The sequence below is a fragment of the Pseudomonas sp. P1.8 genome (genome assembly GCF_001269805.1).
Taxonomy (GTDB): Bacteria; Pseudomonadota; Gammaproteobacteria; order Pseudomonadales; family Pseudomonadaceae; genus Aquipseudomonas.
This window is the reverse complement of the sequence record NZ_LHVM01000009.1, coordinates 108870-127834: the sequence shown is the minus strand read 5'-3', so window position 1 is coordinate 127834 and position 18965 is coordinate 108870. Positions and strand designations below refer to the sequence as shown.

Annotated in this window: 19 protein-coding genes; 9 read left to right on the top strand and 10 right to left on the bottom strand. The window is 61.0% G+C overall.

The genetic code is table 11. The features are described 5' to 3' along the window. Positions 1-22 precede the first annotated feature (22 nt). The 8 genes from gcl (at position 23) to AD668_RS08060 (ending at position 9672) form a co-directional block, all read left to right on the top strand. On the top strand, positions 23-1798 hold the full coding sequence (gene gcl, locus AD668_RS08095) for a glyoxylate carboligase (RefSeq protein ID WP_053156761.1): 1776 nt from the start codon (positions 23-25) through the stop codon (positions 1796-1798). A gap of 137 nt (positions 1799-1935) precedes the next feature. Continuing rightward, positions 1936-2718, top strand: a complete 783-nt coding sequence (hyi, locus tag AD668_RS08090; protein WP_053156758.1) for a hydroxypyruvate isomerase — start codon at positions 1936-1938, stop codon at positions 2716-2718. Between the two features lie 123 nt (positions 2719-2841). Then, positions 2842-3729, top strand: a complete 888-nt coding sequence (locus AD668_RS08085) for a 2-hydroxy-3-oxopropionate reductase (protein WP_053156755.1) — start codon at positions 2842-2844, stop codon at positions 3727-3729. Between the two features lie 177 nt (positions 3730-3906). Next, positions 3907-5181: a glycerate kinase gene (locus tag AD668_RS08080; protein WP_053156752.1), complete on the top strand. Its 1275-nt coding sequence runs from the start codon at positions 3907-3909 to the stop codon at positions 5179-5181. Next, on the top strand, positions 5178-6593 hold the full coding sequence (gene pyk / locus AD668_RS08075; protein WP_053156749.1) for a pyruvate kinase: 1416 nt from the start codon (positions 5178-5180) through the stop codon (positions 6591-6593). The genes AD668_RS08080 and pyk overlap by 4 nt, the downstream gene beginning before the upstream one ends. A gap of 148 nt (positions 6594-6741) precedes the next feature. Beyond that, the gene (locus AD668_RS08070; protein ID WP_053156746.1) at positions 6742-7656 is read left to right on the top strand and encodes an urea transporter; all 915 of its coding nucleotides are present in this window, start codon (positions 6742-6744) and stop codon (positions 7654-7656) included. Between the two features lie 21 nt (positions 7657-7677). After that, positions 7678-8502, top strand: coding sequence for an ion transporter (locus tag AD668_RS08065; protein WP_053156743.1), 825 nt, complete (start codon positions 7678-7680; stop codon positions 8500-8502). A 171-nt stretch (positions 8503-8673) separates the two neighbouring features. Beyond that, entirely contained in the window at positions 8674-9672 is a 999-nt protein-coding gene (locus AD668_RS08060; protein WP_053157084.1) for a sulfate ABC transporter substrate-binding protein, read from the top strand. A 180-nt stretch (positions 9673-9852) separates the two neighbouring features. On the opposite strand, the gene AD668_RS08055 is transcribed toward AD668_RS08060, so the two are convergent. Continuing rightward, positions 9853-10296, bottom strand: coding sequence for a hypothetical protein (locus tag AD668_RS08055; RefSeq protein WP_053156740.1), 444 nt, complete (start codon positions 10294-10296; stop codon positions 9853-9855). Positions 10297-10604: 308 nt separating this feature from the next. On the opposite strand from AD668_RS08055, the gene AD668_RS08050 reads away from it, so the two are divergent. Continuing rightward, positions 10605-11810, top strand: coding sequence for an MFS transporter (locus tag AD668_RS08050; RefSeq protein ID WP_053156737.1), 1206 nt, complete (start codon positions 10605-10607; stop codon positions 11808-11810). Between the two features lie 177 nt (positions 11811-11987). Here AD668_RS08050 and phnP read toward each other — a convergent pair whose 3' ends face one another. The 9 genes from phnP to phnG are packed head-to-tail and all read right to left on the bottom strand — an operon-like array spanning position 11988 to position 18963. Further along, complete coding sequence (gene phnP / locus AD668_RS08045; RefSeq protein WP_053156735.1) at positions 11988-12737, bottom strand: phosphonate metabolism protein PhnP; 750 nt, start codon at positions 12735-12737, stop codon at positions 11988-11990. Next, a complete protein-coding gene (phnN, locus tag AD668_RS08040; protein ID WP_053156732.1) occupies positions 12728-13297 on the bottom strand; it encodes a phosphonate metabolism protein/1,5-bisphosphokinase (PRPP-forming) PhnN in 570 nt (189 codons plus the stop codon). The genes phnP and phnN overlap by 10 nt, the downstream gene beginning before the upstream one ends. Beyond that, positions 13297-14442 (bottom strand): alpha-D-ribose 1-methylphosphonate 5-triphosphate diphosphatase, encoded by a 1146-nt coding sequence (locus AD668_RS08035; protein ID WP_053156729.1) that lies wholly within the window; start codon positions 14440-14442, stop codon positions 13297-13299. Before AD668_RS08035 ends, phnN begins: the two co-directional genes overlap by 1 nt. Then, complete coding sequence (gene phnL / locus AD668_RS08030; protein ID WP_053156726.1) at positions 14432-15151, bottom strand: phosphonate C-P lyase system protein PhnL; 720 nt, start codon at positions 15149-15151, stop codon at positions 14432-14434. The genes AD668_RS08035 and phnL overlap by 11 nt, the downstream gene beginning before the upstream one ends. 28 nt (positions 15152-15179) lie before the next feature. Then, positions 15180-15986, bottom strand: a complete 807-nt coding sequence (gene phnK / locus AD668_RS08025; protein ID WP_053156723.1) for a phosphonate C-P lyase system protein PhnK — start codon at positions 15984-15986, stop codon at positions 15180-15182. Further along, a complete protein-coding gene (locus AD668_RS08020) occupies positions 15983-16855 on the bottom strand; it encodes an alpha-D-ribose 1-methylphosphonate 5-phosphate C-P-lyase PhnJ (protein ID WP_053156719.1) in 873 nt (290 codons plus the stop codon). Before AD668_RS08020 ends, phnK begins: the two co-directional genes overlap by 4 nt. Further along, entirely contained in the window at positions 16848-17924 is a 1077-nt protein-coding gene (locus AD668_RS08015; RefSeq protein ID WP_053156716.1) for a carbon-phosphorus lyase complex subunit PhnI, read from the bottom strand. The genes AD668_RS08020 and AD668_RS08015 overlap by 8 nt, the downstream gene beginning before the upstream one ends. After that, positions 17924-18514, bottom strand: coding sequence for a phosphonate C-P lyase system protein PhnH (gene phnH / locus AD668_RS08010; RefSeq protein ID WP_053156714.1), 591 nt, complete (start codon positions 18512-18514; stop codon positions 17924-17926). The genes AD668_RS08015 and phnH overlap by 1 nt, the downstream gene beginning before the upstream one ends. Beyond that, positions 18514-18963, bottom strand: coding sequence for a phosphonate C-P lyase system protein PhnG (gene phnG, locus AD668_RS08005; protein WP_053156711.1), 450 nt, complete (start codon positions 18961-18963; stop codon positions 18514-18516). The genes phnH and phnG overlap by 1 nt, the downstream gene beginning before the upstream one ends. Positions 18964-18965 lie beyond the last annotated feature (2 nt).

Genomic DNA, 18965 nt, shown 5'->3' with positions numbered 1-18965 from the left:
AAACGTAAAGAGGCACAAAACCATGAGCAAAATGAGAGCAATCGAAGCCGCCGTTCTGGTGATGCGCCGTGAAGGGGTTGATACCGCTTTTGGCATCCCGGGTGCCGCCATCAACCCGTTGTACAACGCCCTGCAAAAGGTCGGCGGCATCGATCATGTCCTTGCTCGCCACGTTGAAGGCGCCTCGCACATGGCCGAGGGCTACACCCGCACCAAGGCTGGCAACATCGGCGTGTGCATCGGGACTTCCGGCCCTGCCGGTACTGACATGGTCACCGGGCTCTACAGCGCCTCGGCCGACTCGATTCCAATCCTCTGCATTACCGGCCAGGCACCCCGCGCCCGTATGCACAAGGAAGACTTCCAGGCTGTCGACATCACCAGCATCGTCAAGCCCGTCACCAAGTGGGCAACCACGGTTCTCGAACCGGGCCAAGTGCCCTACGCGTTCCAGAAAGCTTTCTTCGAAATGCGCTCCGGCCGTCCAGGCCCGGTGCTGATCGACCTGCCGTTCGACGTGCAGATGGCCGAAATCGAATTCGACATCGACGCTTACCAGCCACTGCCGCTGGCCAAGCCGACCGCCAGCCGCGTTCAAGTCGAGAAGGCTCTGGCCTTGCTGGATCAGGCTGAACGCCCATTGCTGGTGGCCGGTGGAGGCATCATCAATGCCGACGCCAGCGATCTGTTGGTCGAGTTCGCCGAACTGACCGGTATTCCGGTGATCCCGACCCTGATGGGCTGGGGCACCATCCCGGACGATCACCCGCTGATGGTGGGCATGGTTGGCTTGCAGACTTCGCACCGCTACGGTAACGCCACCATGCTGAAGTCCGACGTGGTGCTGGGTATCGGTAACCGTTGGGCCAACCGTCATACCGGTTCGGTGGATGTGTACACCGAAGGCCGCAAGTTCATTCACGTCGATATCGAAGGCACTCAGATCGGCCGCGTGTTCACCCCGGACCTGGGCATCGTGTCCGACGCTGCCGCCGCGCTGACCGTGTTCATCGAAGTCGCTCGCGAATGGCAAGCCGCCGGTAAGCTGAAGAACCGCAGCGCCTGGCTGCAAGACTGCCAGCAGCGTAAAGCCAGCCTGCAGCGCAAGACTCACTTCGACAACGTGCCGGTCAAGCCGCAACGCGTTTACGAAGAAATGAACCAGGTGTTCGGCAAAGACACCTGCTACGTCAGCACCATCGGTCTGTCACAGATTGCCGGCGCGCAGTTCCTGCACGTCTACAAGCCGCGTCACTGGATCAACTGCGGTCAGGCAGGCCCGTTGGGCTGGACCATTCCGGCAGCACTGGGTGTGGTCAAGGCCGATCCGAACCGTAAAGTCGTGGCCCTGTCGGGGGACTATGACTTCCAGTTCATGATCGAAGAATTGGCCGTAGGCGCGCAGTTCAAGCTGCCGTACATTCATGTAGTCGTGAACAACTCGTACCTGGGACTGATCCGTCAGGCACAGCGCGGTTTCGACATGGACTACTGCGTGCAGCTGTCCTTCGATAACCTGAACGCGCCGGAACTCAACGGCTACGGTGTCGATCACGTCGCAGTGGCCGAAGGCCTCGGCTGCAAGGCACTGCGTGTGTTCGAACCGGCTCAGATCCAGCCTGCCCTGCGCAAGGCTCAGGAGCTGATCGAAGAGTTCAAGGTGCCGGTGATCGTCGAGATTATCCTGGAGCGTGTGACCAACATTTCCATGGGTACCGAGATCAACGCCGTCAACGAATTCGAAGACCTGGCGCTGGTCGGCAACGACGCACCGACGGCGATTTCGTTGCTTGATTAATAGCTGCTCGCTCCCTCTGTAGGAGCCGGCTTGCTGGCGATAGCGGAGTATCAATCGACATTGATATGACTGACATAACGCCATCGCCAGCAAGCCGGCTCCTACAAGGGGGCCTTACATATTTACGGGAGACCACCATGCCGCGTTTCGCAGCCAACCTGTCCATGCTGTTCACTGAACAGGACTTTCTCGCCCGTTTTGAAGCGGCCGCCAAGGCCGGCTTCAGTGGTGTCGAATACCTGTTCCCGTACGACTTCAGCTCCGCCGAAATCAAGGCCCAGCTTGATGCCCACGGTCTGACTCAAGTGCTGTTCAACCTGCCGGCCGGTGATTGGGCCAAGGGCGAGCGCGGTATCGCGTGCCTGCCGGACCGTATCGAAGAGTTCCGCGCCGGTGTCGATCTGGCCATCGCTTACGCACAAGTGCTGGGCAACACCCAGGTCAACTGCCTGGCCGGTATTCGTCCGCAGGGTTTTGACGATGCCACCGTCGAGAAAACCTTCGTCGACAACCTCAAGTTTGCCGCCGACAAGCTGCAAGCGGCAGGTATCAAACTGGTGATGGAAGCAATCAACACGCGTGACATTCCGGGTTTCTACCTGAACAACACGGCGCAAGCCCTGTCGATTCGCGAGCAGGTCGGCAGCGCCAACCTGTTCCTGCAATACGACATCTACCACATGCAAATCATGGAAGGTGATCTGGCGCGCACCCTGCAATCGCACCTGGCCGAGATCAACCACGTGCAACTCGCGGACAACCCGGGGCGCAACGAACCAGGCACCGGTGAAATCAACTACCGCTTCCTGTTCGAACACCTGGACCGCATTGGTTATCAGGGTTGGGTCGGTTGCGAATACAAGCCGCTGACCACCACTGAAGCAGGCCTGGGCTGGCTGAAAACCCACAACGCGATCTAACACAAATCCCTGTAGGAGCCGGCTTGCCGGCGATGGCATCACCGCGGTGTATCAGACAGACCGTCTCGCCTGGATCGCCAGCAAGCCGGCTCCTACAAAAACAAATACAACGAGGATTTTCTCATGGCTAAAATCGGATTTATCGGCACCGGCATCATGGGCCACCCAATGGCGGCGAACCTGCAGAAAGCCGGTCACAGCCTGTTCCTGTCGGCGCACCACGACGCCGCCCCTGCCGACCTGGTCGCCGCTGGCGCCGTCGCACTGGCGAACCCGCGCGAAGTGGCACAGGAAGCCGAATTCATCATCGTCATGGTGCCGGATACCCCGCAGGTCGATGACGTGCTGTTCCGTGCCGACGGCATCGCTGCTGGCGTAGGCAAAGGTAAAGTCGTGATCGACATGAGCTCGATCTCGCCGACCGCCACCAAGGCTTTCGCTGCCAAAATCAACGAAAAAGGCGCCCAGTACCTCGACGCGCCAGTGTCCGGCGGTGAAGTCGGTGCCAAGGCTGCGACGCTGAGCATCATGGTCGGTGGCGACGCCGATGCCTTCGAACGCGCCCTGCCGCTGTTCCAGGCCATGGGCAAGAACATCACCCTGGTCGGCGGCAATGGCGACGGTCAAACCGCGAAAGTGGCGAACCAGATCATCGTTGCGCTGAATATCCAGGCCGTGGCCGAAGCCCTGCTGTTTGCTTCGAAAAACGGTGCCGATCCAGCCAAGGTGCGCGAAGCACTGATGGGCGGTTTCGCTTCGTCGAAGATCCTCGAAGTGCACGGCGAGCGCATGATCAAGGGCACCTTCGACCCAGGTTTCCGCATCAGCCTGCACCAGAAGGACCTGAATCTGGCCCTGCAAGGTGCCAAGGAACTGAACATCAACCTGCCGAACACCGCCAACACTCAGCAAGTGTTCAGCACCTGCGCGGCCATCGGTGGCAGTAACTGGGACCACTCGGCGCTGATCAAGGGCCTGGAACACATGGCGAACTTCTCGATTCGCAAGTAGGAGCAAGCTTGCTCGCGACAAAATCGCCTCGGTGTATCTGAAGCACCGAGGCGCCTGGATCGCTGGCAAGCCAGCTCCTACAGAGGCCGATGAAACCCTGTAGGCGCTGGCCTGCCAGCGATCCATTCAGCACTGCTCCAACGTCAATCCCAATAACAAGAATTCCGGGAGCCCGCCATGTCGGTCGATCCGCAACAATTGCTGCGCGAGCTGTTTGCCACAGCCATCGACGCGGCGCATCCGCAACAAGTCCTCGAAGCCCATCTGCCTGCCGATCGCACGGGTCGCGTCATTGTCATTGGCGCCGGTAAAGCCGCCGCCGCCATGGCCCAGGTGGTCGAGCGTTGCTGGCAGGGTGAAGTATCCGGCCTAGTCGTGACCCGATACGGTCACGGTGCACCTTGCGAAAAAATCGAAGTGGTCGAAGCGGCTCACCCCGTTCCCGATGCAGCCGGCCTGGCCGTCGCCAAACGCGTGCTGGAACTGGTCAGCGACCTGAACGAAAGCGATCGCGTGATTTTCCTGCTCTCGGGCGGTGGCTCTGCCCTGCTGGCACTGCCGGCCGAAGGCATCACCCTGGCCGACAAGCAGTCCATCAACAAAGCCCTGCTCAAGTCCGGCGCGACCATCGGCGAGATGAACTGCGTACGCAAGCACCTCTCGGCGATCAAGGGCGGGCGCCTGGGCAAAGCCTGCTGGCCTGCCACTGTTTATACCTATGCGATTTCCGATGTGCCGGGCGACCTCGCCACGGTCATCGCCTCCGGCCCCACCGTGGCCGACCCGAGCACCTGCGCCGAAGCGCTGGCGATCCTCAAGCGTTACAACATCGACGTACCGGCCTCGGTGCGCACCTGGCTGCAAAGCCCGGAATCGGAGACGGTCAAACCCGGCGATCCGAGTCTGGCGCGCAGTCATTTCCAACTGATCGCCCGCCCACAGCAATCGCTTGAAGCGGCGGCGGTGAAATGCCGCCAGGCCGGGTTCAGCCCGCTGATCCTCGGCGACCTGGAAGGCGAATCCCGCGAAGTGGCCAAAGTCCATGCCGGCATCGCGCGGCAGATCGTCCAGCACGGCCAGCCATTGGCGGCACCTTGCGTGATTCTCTCGGGCGGTGAAACCACCGTGACCGTGCGCGGCAATGGCCGTGGCGGACGCAACGCCGAGTTCCTGCTGAGCCTGACCGACAGCCTCAAAGGTCTGCCCGGCGTCTACGCGCTGGCCGGCGACACCGACGGCATCGACGGCTCCGAAGACAACGCCGGCGCGATCATGACCCCAGACAGCTACGCCCGCGCCGCCGCCCTGGGTTTGAGCACCAGCGACGAGTTGGACAACAACAATGGCTACGGCTATTTCGAGGCGCTCGACGCGCTGATCGTCACCGAGCCGACCCGCACCAACGTCAACGATTTCCGCGCCATTCTGATCCTCGAGAGCCCAACATCATGACGCCTGATAAAAAGGTCAAAATCCTCGCCACCCTTGGCCCGGCCATCAACGGAATCGACGACATCCGTGAGCTGGTGCAGGCCGGGGTGAACATCTTTCGCCTGAATTTCAGTCATGGCGATCATGCCGACCATGCCCAGCGTTTTCAGTGGATCCGTGAAGTCGAGCGTCAGCTGAATTATCCGCTGGGTATCCTGATGGATCTGCAAGGTCCGAAACTGCGGGTTGGCAAATTCGCTGAAGGCAAGATCCAACTGGTGCGAGGTCAGGCTTTGCGCCTGGATCTGGACGCCACACCGGGCGATGAACGCCGGGTCAACCTGCCGCACCCGGAAATCATCGCCGCGCTGGAGCCGGGCATGGACCTGCTGCTGGACGACGGCAAGCTGCGCCTGCGTGTGGTCACCAAATACGCCGACGCCATCGACACCACGGTGCTCAATGGCGGCGAACTGTCGGACCGCAAAGGCGTGAACGTACCGCAAGCGGTGCTCGACCTCAGCCCATTGACTGCCAAGGACCGCCGTGACCTGAGCTTCGGTCTGGAGTTGGGTGTCGACTGGGTGGCGCTGTCATTCGTGCAACGCCCGGACGACATTCGCGAAGCCCGTACGCTGATCGGCGACAAAGCCTTCCTGATGGCGAAAATCGAAAAGCCGTCGGCGGTGGAACAACTGCGCGAGATCGCCGAATTGAGCGACGCGATCATGGTCGCCCGTGGTGACCTGGGCGTGGAAGTGCCGGCCGAGAGCGTGCCGCAGATCCAGAAAAACATCATCAGCACCTGCCGCGAACTCGGCAAACCGGTGGTGGTCGCCACTCAGATGCTGGAGTCGATGCGCTTCTCTCCCGCGCCAACCCGCGCCGAGGTCACCGATGTGGCCAACGCCGTGGCCGAAGGTGCCGACGCGGTGATGCTGTCGGCAGAAACCGCGTCCGGTGAGTACCCACTTGAAGCCGTGCAAATGATGAGCAAGATCATCCGCCAGGTGGAAAACGGTCCGGACTATCAGGCGCAACTGGATGTCAGCCGGCCAAAAGCCGAGGCGACTGTTTCCGATGCGATCAGCTGCGCGATTCGCCGCATCAGCAATGTGCTGCCGGTGGCGGTGCTGGTGAACTACAGCGAATCGGGTACTTCCAGCCTGCGTGCAGCGCGGGAACGGCCGACGGTGCCGATCCTCAATCTGACGCCAAATCTGCAAACCGCACGCCGACTGACTGTGGCGTGGGGCGTGCATTCGGTGGTCAATGATCGCCTGCGTCAAGTGGACGAAGTGTGCTCGACGGCACTGGAGATTGCTCAGGCCCAGGGCATGGCCCAGCGCGGCGATACATTATTGATCACTGCCGGTGTGCCCTTTGGTCAACCGGGATCGACTAACTCATTGCGTATCGAGACGTTGATCTAGAGCGCCCATACCGGCCTCATCGCCAGCAGGCTGGCTCCCACATTGGTTTTGTGTCGATCACGGAATCAAGACTGAACAGAGATTCAGTGTGGGAGCCAGCCTGCTGGCGATGGAGGTGACTCGGTTTCACCGACCTTTCAGAACTGCCATGCCTGCCAACCACTTCAACACCCACTGCCCCGACTGGGCCGAGGCTTTGCTCAACGGCTTCAGTCAAATATTCCTCCAGCGCAATCCGCTGTGTGGATTGCTGATTCTTTCGGCCATCCTGTTCACCGCGCCCGCCTTGCTGGGCGGCGCATTACTCGGCGGCGTCGCCGGGCTGCTCACCGCGCAACGTCGCAACTATGCAAAGACTGATCGTCAAGCCGGGTTGTACAGCTACAACGGCGTATTGCTCGGACTTTTGCTGAGCCTGTATTTCCCTTGGTCGGCCATGATGCCGCCGCTGATTCTGGCTGCTGGCGGCCTGAGCGCGATGATCACGCAACAGTGGCTCAAGCGCGTGCGGGTCAGCCAATACCTGCCCGCCTACACCACACCCTTCGTCGTGCTGAGCTGGATGCTGCTGTGCTTCGCCACTCCCTCGACAGACGCTCGCTTGATCGAAGTCAGCACGCTGAACATGCTCGCCGCGCCACTCAAAGGCATCGGCCAGGTGATGTTCCTGGGTCATCCGCTGGCCGGGGCGATGATTGTCGCGGGTTTGCTGATCGCCGATCGCCGCGCATTCTGTTGGGCGCTGTTGGCGTCTGTCGCCGGCATGGGCTGGAGCCTGTTGCAACACGACTTCTATACCGCGCTGCTCGGCCTCGGTGGCTATAACGCCGTGCTCGCCGCCCTTGCCCTCAGCTCGCAGCGCCAACAGCCGTGGCTGCCGCTGGTTGGCATAGTGCTAGCGCTGGTGCTGACACCGATGTTTGCCGCCATCGGTCTGCCAACCCTGACTGCGCCGTTCATTCTTGCCTGCTGGCTGGTGCGCTGCGTGGTTCAAATGTTTGCCAAGGCCCCTGTCAGCCATACGCCTTGCACTCTGGAGGAGAATCAACCTAGGCTGCGCTGATCATCGAGTCAGGCGCAATCCATGGACAGCAACAAAAACTGGCGTGAAGACCTTTACGTCATGATTTTCCAAAGCGACACCCAGGCTGGCCGGCGTTTCGACGGCATTTTACTGTTGATCATCCTCGCCAGCCTGGTAATCGTGATGCTCGACAGCATCGACAGCATTCACAAAAACTACGCCGATGTACTCGCCTATATCGAATGGGGTTTCACGGTCATCTTCCTCGGCGAGTACATCCTGCGCCTTTACTGCTCGCCCAAGCCCCTGCGCTACGCCTTCAGCTTTTATGGACTGGTGGACTTGCTCGCAATCGTGCCCGGTATCCTTGCGCTGTATTACGCCGATGCGCAGTACCTGCTGATTATCCGGATCATCCGGATGCTGCGGATTTTCCGCGTGCTCAAGCTCAGCCCTTATCTCAAGCAAGCCAACTACCTGATGTCGGCGCTGCGCGGCAGCAAGCAGAAAATCGTGGTGTTTCTGGTCAGCGTCTGCACCCTGGTGACAGTATTCGGCACCCTGATGTATGTGATTGAAGGCCCGGAACACGGTTTCACCAGCATACCCAAAGGCATCTACTGGGCGATCGTGACCCTGACGACCGTGGGTTTCGGCGACATCGTGCCCAAGACACCCCTGGGCCAGGTGATCTCGTCGCTGGTGATGATCACCGGTTATTCGATCATCGCGGTACCCACCGGCATTTTCACCGCCGAACTGGCCAACGCGATGCGTGGCGAACAGTTGCAACACGATTGCCCTGTGTGCCGGAAAAACAGTCACGAACACGGTGCCGCGTTCTGTTCCCGGTGCGGCAATGCATTGTTTAAAAAACTGGAATAAGCAAAGAGCTTTTTAATCTTTAAAGGACTATCCGTCCCCGGCTATAGTCGCTGGCTGGAATAAAAGACTAATAACCCGTAGGAGCTGCCGCAGGCTGCGATCTTTTGATCTTTGAAGGCAAAATCAAAAGATCGCAGCCTGCGGCAGCTCCTGCACAACAAGGAATGCGCAGTGAAAAAACTCTTTGGCGCCTCACTTCTGGCCGCTGGCCTGGCATTGACCAGCGTGGCTCAGGCCGCACCGACCCTGCTTAACGTTTCCTACGACGTGATGCGCGATTTCTACAAGGACTACAACACTGCGTTCCAAAAGCACTGGCAAGCCGAACACAACGAAAACATCACCTTGCAGATGTCCTTCGGCGGTTCCAGCAAACAGGCGCGTTCGGTTATCGACGGCCTGCCGGCTGACGTGATCACCATGAACATGGCGACCGACATCAATGCACTTGCCGACAACGGCAAACTGGTCCCGGAAAACTGGGTGACGCGCCTGCCGAACAACAGCGCACCGTTCACCTCGGCCACCGTGTTCATCGTCCGCAAAGGCAACCCGAAAGCCCTGAAAGACTGGCCCGACCTGCTCAAGGATGGCGTGCAAGTCATCGTCCCGAACCCGAAAACCTCGGGCAATGGTCGCTACACCTACTTGTCGGCCTGGGGCTATGTGCTGAAAAACGGCGGCGATGAAAGCAAGGCCAAGGACTTCGTCGGCAAGCTGTTCAAGCAAGCGCCGGTCCTGGACACCGGTGGCCGCGCCGCCACTACCACTTTCATGACCAACCAGATCGGCGACGTGCTGGTGACCTTCGAAAACGAAGCGGAAATGATTGCCCGCGAGTTCGGCCGCGATCAGTTCGAAGTCATCTACCCAAGCGTCTCCGCCGAAGCCGAGCCGCCGGTGTCGGTGGTCGACAAAACCGTCGACAAGAAAGGCACCCGCGCCGCTGCCGAGGAATACCTGAAGTACCTGTGGTCGCCGCAAGGTCAGGAGATCGCCGCCGCCAACTACCTGCGTCCGCGTGACCCGGCCGTGTTGGCGAAATACACCGACCGCTTCCCGAAAGTCGACTTCCTGTCGGTTGAAAAGACCTTCGGCGACTGGCGCACCGTGCAGAAGACCCACTTCAATGACGGTGGCGTTTTCGATCAGATCTACACCGGTCAGTAAGCGCAGATCGGCATAAAAAAAGGCGGCCTGCACAGGCCGCCTTTTTCATGGATACAACCTGACCCCTGTAGGAGCGAGCATGCTCGCGAAGATCGCAAACGATAACGCTTGAAACCAGACAGCCCGCGACGCCCTTGGCTTTTTCGCGAGCATGCTCGCTCCTACAGGGCTCGGTGTCTTTTAGCTCAGGCTCCCGCAAAAAATATTCTGGTTGCCGTCGGCCGGACTTTCCCGCACCACCAACGAATAGCCTCCCGCCCGAAGCGTCTCGTAGGCGACCGGTGCGCTTTTCCAGAAATACTGGTGCGATGCCGCAGAATAGAACCGCGCATTCGGGCCGTCGTTCATGTCATACACCGGTTTGGCACCCAGATTCGCACAGCTTCCCGAGTAGATGTAGGCCTGCAAACGACCCGGCAAGGCACTGCCCATGCTTTCGCCGCTGACAGCGAACCAGAACACCGTGGCATTACCGTCGGCCATCATGATAGGCCGGGCGATATTCCCGGCGTTGATGGGTGTAGCGTTGAGGGGAACGTTGGTGACTTGACTGTCGGGCACTGTCGAGCACCCGCAGATCGATCCAATCGCTACCACCAACGCCAGCGAAGATACGATTTTCATCGTGATACTCCCGCTATAAGGATGCGTTGAAGTGATCCCCCTGTTGATTTTAGTTGCCAGGCAAAGGTGGGCATTTCTTCGGATGGCCGGTCACACATCGTTCGAAAGAGAAACATAAGCATGCTATCGAACAAGATGTAAGTGAATGTATCATTCCTGTTCAACGCCTCTGTCGCGAGGCTGACCCTCTCGCGCTCGTTCATCACGCCTTGCACAACGCAATGACCGGTAGCACGCCAATCACTCTTCCGCCGTTTCAGTCAGGCTTCCAGCCTGCGCGCATTCCCTTCTGCTCAGCGAGACACGTCATGAATCCAGCAACCCAGGTGCCCCATGGCACCGCGACAATGACCCCAGGCATGGTGCTGCTGTTCGCCTTCTGCTGCGGCGCCATTGTGGCCAACATCTACTACGCACAGCCGATCATCGGTCTGATTGCCCCGGACATTGGACTGACCAACACCATGGCCAGCCTGATTGTTTCGCTGACCCAGATCGGTTATGCGCTGGGCCTGTTTTTCCTGGTGCCGCTGGGCGATTTGCTGGAGAACCGTCGGCTGATGATCATCACCACAATAGTGGCGATTGCCAGCCTGCTGGGTGCAGCGTTCACCGATCAGCCCAATGTGTTCTTGTTGATTTCGCTGCTGGTGGGGTTCAGTTCGGTGTCGGTGCAGATCCTGATTCCACTGGCCGCGAACCTGGCGCCGGAAGCGTCTCGCGGCCGCATCGTCGGCGGCATCATGGGCGGCTTGTTACTGGGGATTCTGTTGGCCCGTCCGGTATCCAGCGTGGTAGCCGATCATTTCGGCTGGCGTGCCATGTTCGTGATCGCCGCGGCGTTGATGGCAGCGATCAGCATCATCCTGGCCGTGACCATTCCAAAGCGCCAACCCGATCACAGTGCATCCTATGGCCAACTGCTGGGGTCGCTATGGACGCTGTTGCGCAAGCAACCGGTGCTGCGCCAGCGTGCGTTTTACCAAGGCTGCATGTTCGCCACGTTCAGTCTGTTCTGGACTGCGGTGCCGCTGGAACTGGCGCGTAATCATGGCTTGTCGCAAAGCCAGATCGCGATTTTCGCCTTGGTCGGGGCCATCGGTGCCATCGCCGCGCCCATCGCCGGTCGCCTCGCCGATGCCGGTCACACCCGCACGGCTTCATTGCTGGCCCTGCTGTTCGCCAGTCTGAGTTTCTTGCCTGCGTTCATCCACCCGGCCTACAGCGTAATCGGCCTGGCCGTGACCGGCGTAGTGCTCGACTTCTGCGTGCAAATGAACATGGTCCTCGGCCAACGCGCGGTCTACGCCCTCGATTCCAAAAGCCGCAGCCGCCTGAATGCGCTGTACATGACCAGCATCTTCATCGGTGGCGCCTTCGGTTCTTCAGTGGCCAGCGCGGTGTACGAGCACGGTGGCTGGTTGTGGATCGTGATCGTTGGCAGTGCGTTTCCCCTGTTGGCGTTGTTGCGATTCTTGAGTTTTTCGCAGAAAGACTCCTTGGCGACGGCGTAGCCCCCTAACGAGGAGCGGCTTTTGACATCCGAAATCGGCATCGGAATCGTATCGCCGGCGGTCACTGCGCCGGGAATATCTGGATCTGGAATCAAAATCAAAAGATCGCAGGCTGCGCCAGCTCCTACGTTGGTCGTGCATATGGCCCTGTAGGAGCTGGCGCAGCCTGCGATCTTTTTACAGCACACACCCATCAAACCCGACACTGACATTGCCCGGCAGCTCTTCGCGATGCTCGATCAACCATGCATCGAGCGTATGCCCGACGTGGGTCAATACCGCTGACGTCGGCTGCAACTCCTCGATGCACTGCAAGGCCAGGTTCAGGTCATTGTGATTGCGCGGCGCCTGGGGTTGCGGCGGCATCGAGCAGTCCAGCACGAGCAAATCCAACGTCTGACGTTGCAGCCAGGCCGTCGTATGCGGGGGCAATCCCACGGTGTCAGTGAGGTAGGCAATCCGCCGCCCCTCGCCTTCCAGCAAATAGCCCAGAGTCGGTCTGGAGTGCAGCAACGGCAGCGCGGTAACGGTCAGCGTGCCGAAGGAGCGTGTTTCAAAGGGCTCGAACGGCTGGCTGAAATCGAGAATACCGGGGTGCTTGTAGAGGTCGGCCAGGCCCTCCGGGTCCACGGGACCATGGACCGGAATGACCAGCCCCTGCCCCCAGCGCAGGTGCAACAAGCCCTGGGCGTGATCAGCGTGGTAGTGGGTCTGGAAAATGCCGTTAAAGCTGCGTGGCGCAAAACGTTCGCACACGTCTGGCAGACCACTGTCGATCAACCAGCGTTGATCGCCACACTCGATCAGCGCACTGCATGGTCGACGCAGCAAGCGCTGATCATGACGCGCCCGGTCGCAAGCCACGCACTCGCAGCCATAGACCGGAACCTGTCGCGCATCGCCGGTACCGAGCAACATCAGGCGCATGCGCAAGGCTCATCGATGCAGGCAAGCAAACGATCCACTGTGTTCTCCAGCGCCCCGGAGTTATCGAGTACGTGCAGCGTCGGGTCATTGTCGGCGAGTACGCGCTGGTTGAACCGGGCATTGCGTGCCAGTCGTGAGTCTATTTCCGCTATGGACTCTCGCCCTCGTGCCAGCAGGCGCTCACACAACACGGCCTGTTCCACGGTCAACAGCACCACAAGCATGTGCGGGTAGCGCTCACGGGCATTCTGCAAATGCCCGCGTGAGCCGTTGACCAGCACATCCTGCCCCGACTTCAGCCAGTCGTCGATTTCCCGCGGGATGCCATAGGACAAGCCATTGGCGTGCCAGCTCAGGGCAAACGCGCCCTGAGCTTCCATCTCGGTGAACTGCTGCGGGCTGACGCCCATTGCGGCCTCGCCCACCGCCTCGGCCGAACGGGTGATGACCCGCCGCACGATACGGCAGCCGCGTTCGGCCAATCGTTCGCGTGCTGCATCCAACAGGCTGTCCTTGCCCGCCCCTGAGGGTCCGATGAGATAGATCAACCTGCCCGCCATCAAAACACCCTCTTCGCTTTTCGCCATACTTGCTGGACCACCGGCATACCGTCCTGACTGCGCGCCTGCACCAGATCAGCGCGCAAGCCAGGCGCAATTTCGCCCCGATCATTCAATCCCGCCGCCCGTGCCGGGTTCAGGCTGACCATGCGCACCGCATCAGCCAGGCCGATGCGATTGTTCTGGGCCGCCAGCGCGAACGTCGATTGCAACAGACTCGCCGGGTAGTAATCGCTGGACAGGATATCCAGCAAGCCTTCGGCAGCCAGATCCGCGGCGGCCACGTTACCCGAGTGCGATCCGCCGCGCACGATGTTCGGTGCGCCCATCAACACTTGCATGTCCCGCTCCCTGCAACCGCGTGCCGCCTCGACCGTGGTCGGGAACTCGGCGATGGTCATGCCGTAGCGCGCCGACTCTTCGACGTGGGCCAGGGTCGCGTCATCATGGCTGGCCACCGACAGGCCAAGGGCCTGGCAATGTTCGACAATCGCCGCACGATAACGATCACTGTATTGCCGGGAGTTGGCCATTTGCAGGGTGATGAACTCATCCATCTGCGTCGTCGTCAGGTGGTACTTGCCCATGTAGTACTCACGGTACTTGGACTCCAGCACGAATTGGCGCTGACCCGGCGAGTGGTCCATGACCGACACCAGTTGCACCAGCGGGTTTTCCACCAGATCGCGAAACACGCTGAGGGTGTCCGGGTGGCACAGCTCGCAGCGCAAGTGCAGACGATGTTCGGCGCGGGTCAGCCCGGCATCCGAGGCCTTGGAGATGGCATCGAGCATCGCCGGCAATTTCTGCATGCGATTGCCCTTGGGGTTCACGTCGCCGATGGACACGGCATCGAACACCGTGGTGATGCCCGCCGCGATGATCTGCGCATCGTGGCTGAGCACTGCCGGCACCGACGGCCAATCCACACCGGGACGTGGGGTCATGTGGCGCTCCAGGTTGTCGGTGTGCAACTCCACCAGACCGGGCAGCAGGTAATCACCGTGCAGATCCTGTGCCTGGGGCAAGCGACTCGGACCTTCGGCGACCTCGGCAATCAACCCGTCGCGCAGCACCACGGTGCCGTAGAACACACGGTCCGCGGTGACCAGTTGGGCATTGCTGAGGATCTGTTCAACGGGCATCGGCGTATTCCTCTTGGCTGACTGCGGCTGGGGTCATGTCGAGATGGCGATCGGCAACCGCCTCGCGGGCGATGCGATCGTGGAAGATGCCGATCAGTGCGGCACCCGCGCTTTTCGCTTCGTTCATCAGTTCCAGCACCACCTGGCGATTGTTGTCGTCGAGTGATGCGGTCGGCTCGTCGAGCAACATCACCGGCCACGCCACCATGAAGCCGCGAGCGATGTTGACTCGTTGCTGCTCGCCACCGGAAAACGTACCGGGCGCAAGTTGCCAGAGCCGTTGCGGAATGTTCAGGCGGCTGAGCAGCAATTCGGCACGCAATTGCGCCTGATCTTTCGACCAGCCCCGGGCCAGCGCTGGCTCCATGACCACGTCCAGGCACGCGACCCGCGGGATCACTCGCAAAAACTGGCTGACATAACCCAACGTGCGCTGACGCACTTGCAGGATGTCCCGGGGCTCGACGCCCACCAGCTCCAGCCATTGGCCATCGTGCTGCACGCGAATACTGCCGCCCGCAGGCAAGTAGTTGCCGTACAAGGTGCGCAGCAAGGTACTTTTACCGGCACCGGACTGACCGTGCAGCACCAGGCATTCACCGGCCGCCACACTGAAATCGATCCCGCGCAGTACATTGAGGACCACGCCGTGCTGCTGGTGCAGGGTGAAAGTTTTCGAGAGGTCACGGACCTCGATCAAGGTATTCATCGCTCGGATTCCACTATTGAACGGGGCTTCACGGCTGCAACACCGAAGACACCAGCAGTTGCGAATAAGGGTGCTGAGGGTCGTCGAGGATCTGGTCGGTCAGCCCGGTTTCCACCACCCGCGAGCGGCGCATCACCATCAAGCGGTCGGCCAGCAGCCGCGCCACCGCCAGGTCATGGGTGACAATCACCACGGCCAGATCCAGTTCACGCACCAGCCCACGCAGCAGGTCGAGTAAGCGCGCCTGCACCGAGACGTCGAGGCCGCCGGTCGGCTCGTCCATGAACACCAGCCGTGGACTGGACACCAGATTGCGGGCGATTTGCAGGCGCTGCTGCATGCCGCCAGAAAAGGTCCGGGGCAAATCGTCGATGCGCTGCGGATCGATTTCCACCTGACTCAACCAGTCGAGACCGGCCCCGCGCAGCTGCTGATAATTGCGCACGCCCTGGGCCATCAGGCGTTCGCCGATGTTGGCGCCAGCGGACACGCCCATGCGCAGACCGTCCCTCGGATTCTGTTCGACAAAGCCCCATTCGGTGCGCAGAAGCGTGCGGCGCTCGGCTTCGCTGGCGCTGTACAGGTCCAGCCATTGGTCCTGTTTGTCGCGGTAACCGATGTTGCCGCGCTGCGGCGGCAAGCGCCCGCTGAGCAACGAGAGCAACGTGGATTTGCCCGAGCCGGACTCGCCGACAATCCCCAGCACTTCACCGGGGTACAGGTCGAAACCGACGTCCTGGCAGCCCTTTTCCGGGCCGTACAACAGCGACAAATCACGCACTCGCAACAGCGGTTCAGTGGACACGGACACATCGTTTTTCAGCGCATGCTTCATTGGCCCTGCTCCTGCTGGCTGACGCGCTGGGCGCAGTAATAAGTGTCGGAACAGACGAAGCTTTGGGTGCCGGCGTCGTCGAGAATCAACTCATCGAGGAACGATTCACGGCTGCCACAAATGGCGCAGCACGCTTCCCATTTCTGCGCTTCGAAGGGGTGATCCTCGAAGTCGAGGCTGGTGACCCGGGTGTACGGCGGCACCGCGTACAGGCGCTTCTCGCGGCCGGCGCCGAACAGCATCAGCGCCGGGCTCATGTCGAGTTTCGGGTTGTCGAATTTGGGAATCGGCGACGGGTCCATCACGTAGCGCTCGTCGACCATCACCGGGTAGGCGTACGCGGTGGCGATGTGGCCGAAGGTGGCGATGTCTTCGTAGAGTTTGACGTGCATGACCCCGTAATCGTTGAGGGCGTGCATGGTCCGGGTCTCGGTTTCCGACGGCTCGATAAAGCGCAGCGGCTCGGGAATCGGCACTTGATAAACCATGATCTGATCGGCATGCAGCGCAGTTTCCGGGATGCGGTGACGGGTCTGGATCACCGTCGCGTCCGGCGTACTTTCGGTGGTGGCGACGCCTGCGGTGCGGGCGAAGAAGCGGCGGATCGATACGGCGTTGGTGGTGTCGTCCGCGCCCTGATCGATAACCTTTAGCACGTCATCGTCACCGAGGATCGCGGCGGTCAACTGCATGCCACCGGTGCCCCAACCGTAAGGCAACGGCATCTCGCGACCACCGAACGGCACCTGATAGCCAGGGATCGCCACGGCCTTGAGCAAGGCGCGACGAATCATGCGTTTGGTCTGTTCATCAAGGTAGGCAAAGTTGTACGCCGCGTCGCGCACGGGTGCCTGGTTCAGGTCATTCATGGTTTTGGCCCTCGGCAGGCTTGCGCAGTTTGCGGATCAGTTCCAGTTCGGCCTGGAAGTCGACGTAGTGAGGCAGCTTGAGGTGCGAGACAAAACCGGCGGCCTCGACGTTGTCGCAGTGCATCAGCACAAACTCTTCCTGCTGGGCCGGGGACACGATCTCTTCGTTGTACTCGTCGGCGCGCAACGCACGGTCCACCAGCGCCATGCCCATGGCCTTGCGCTCGGCGTGTCCGAAGGCCAAACCGTAGCCGCGAGTGAACTGCGCCAACTCCGTGGCCGAGCCGACGAACTGGTTGACCATCTCGCACTCGGTGACTTCGATGCTGCCCAGATTGATCGGAAAACCCAGCTCTTCAGGGTCGATCCAGACCTCGACTTCGCCGATGCGGATTTCACCCGCGAACGGGTGGTTGCGGCCATAACCGCGCTGGGTCGAATAACCCAGCGCCAACAGGAAACCTTCGTCGCCCCGGGCCAGTGCTTGCAGGCGTTGAGCGCGACAGGCGGGCAATTCCAGCGGGTCGCGGGTGATGTCGGCCACGCGTTCGCCGTTGTCGGACTCGTTCTTGATCAGGCCTTCCTGCGCCAGCAAACCGAGGACTCGCGGGCACGCTTGGAGACTGGCATTCGGGGTCACTTGCGGCCCCGGGTATTCGCCTTCGGCCAGCAACGCGAAGTCCAGCAGACGATGGGTGTAGTCGAAGGTCGGACCCAGCAGTTGTCCACCCGGCACGTCCTTGAAGGTGGCGGACAAGCGCCGACTCAGTTGCATGTTCTGGGTATCGATCGGCAGGCTCGGGCTGAAGCGCGGCAACGTGGTGCGGTAGGCCCGCAGCAGGAAGATCGCTTCCACCAGATCCCCCGCCGCCTGCTTGATCGCCAGCGCAGCGAGCTCTTCGTCGTACAGCGAGCCTTCGCTCATCACCCGCGCCACCGCCAGCGGCAGTTGCTGGCGAATCTGCTCGACACCGAGCTCAGTGACCGCGGTATCGCCCCGACGTTTTTTTGCCAGCAGACGGTGGGCATTGTCGATGGCCTGTTCGCCACCCTTGACGGCTACGTACATCAGGCTCGCTCCTCTGCGATGCGGGTGCTGCGCGGCAGGCCGACCAGGTCGTGGCCGGCGGTGAAAAACAGGTCAAGCCCACGGGGGAATTCGTTGCGCCGTTCGCGTTCGCGCCAGAAGCCTTCGGCCACCGGCAGCGCGACGCCGTGTTCGCTTTCGATCCCCGGTCCGCGCCACGTCCGCCCTGCCCCGCCGTCGAGGCGTGGCAGCTGAATGAGCAAGGTGCAGGACTGGTCGGGATAACGATCATTGCCGGTATCGAAACCGCTCAGGTCGAGCAGATCCTCGGAGGCGAGCAATGCGAACCGCGCTTCTTCACGCTTGGCGGTCAACGGGCAACAACCGTGGAACGCCAGATTGGCGCGGATCAGCGGCGTGTCGAAGGACGGCGCCAGCCACAGCGGCGTGTCGACATCCAGCAACGCCAGACACAGCGCATAGGTTGCGGGGGCCAAGCCTTCGAGTCTCGGCGAGGCGTATAACGTCTGGATCAAACCGGGACCGGCCAGGGCCTTGAGCGCCGTGCGAAATCCACGCTGGGCATCCAGCACCGGGTCGCTGAAGGCCCGTTGCAACAGCTGTGCGCTCATCAGTTTTCTCCTCGCACGAGGGTGAAGAATTCGACTTTGGTGGCGGCGGTTTCCGCCTCTTTCTGTGCCCGGCGCTCGGCCTGCGCTGCCGCCAGAGGCGTGATCATGTCGGCCAGCCAATGGCGCTGTTGCGCGCCCTGCAAATGCGCGTCGGCCAGTGCAGCCAGTTCGGCGTGGACCTTGTCGCGGCCTGCCAGGTAGCTGTAACCGGTACGGCCATCGGCCAGGCGCACCACGCAACGGGTGACGCTCATTTCGCCGACATTGAACGGCGCGCCGTTACCGCCCATGCGACCACGGACCAGGGTCATGCCGATTTCCGGGGCGCGGATCAGTTGGTAATCGATGTCGCGCAGCGCATTTTCGAAGGGCTGTAATTCATCGCGACGAGCGCAGGCGAGTACGCCGATCCAGTGTTGCCGTTCGGCGTGCTGAGCAAGGTTGGTCATTG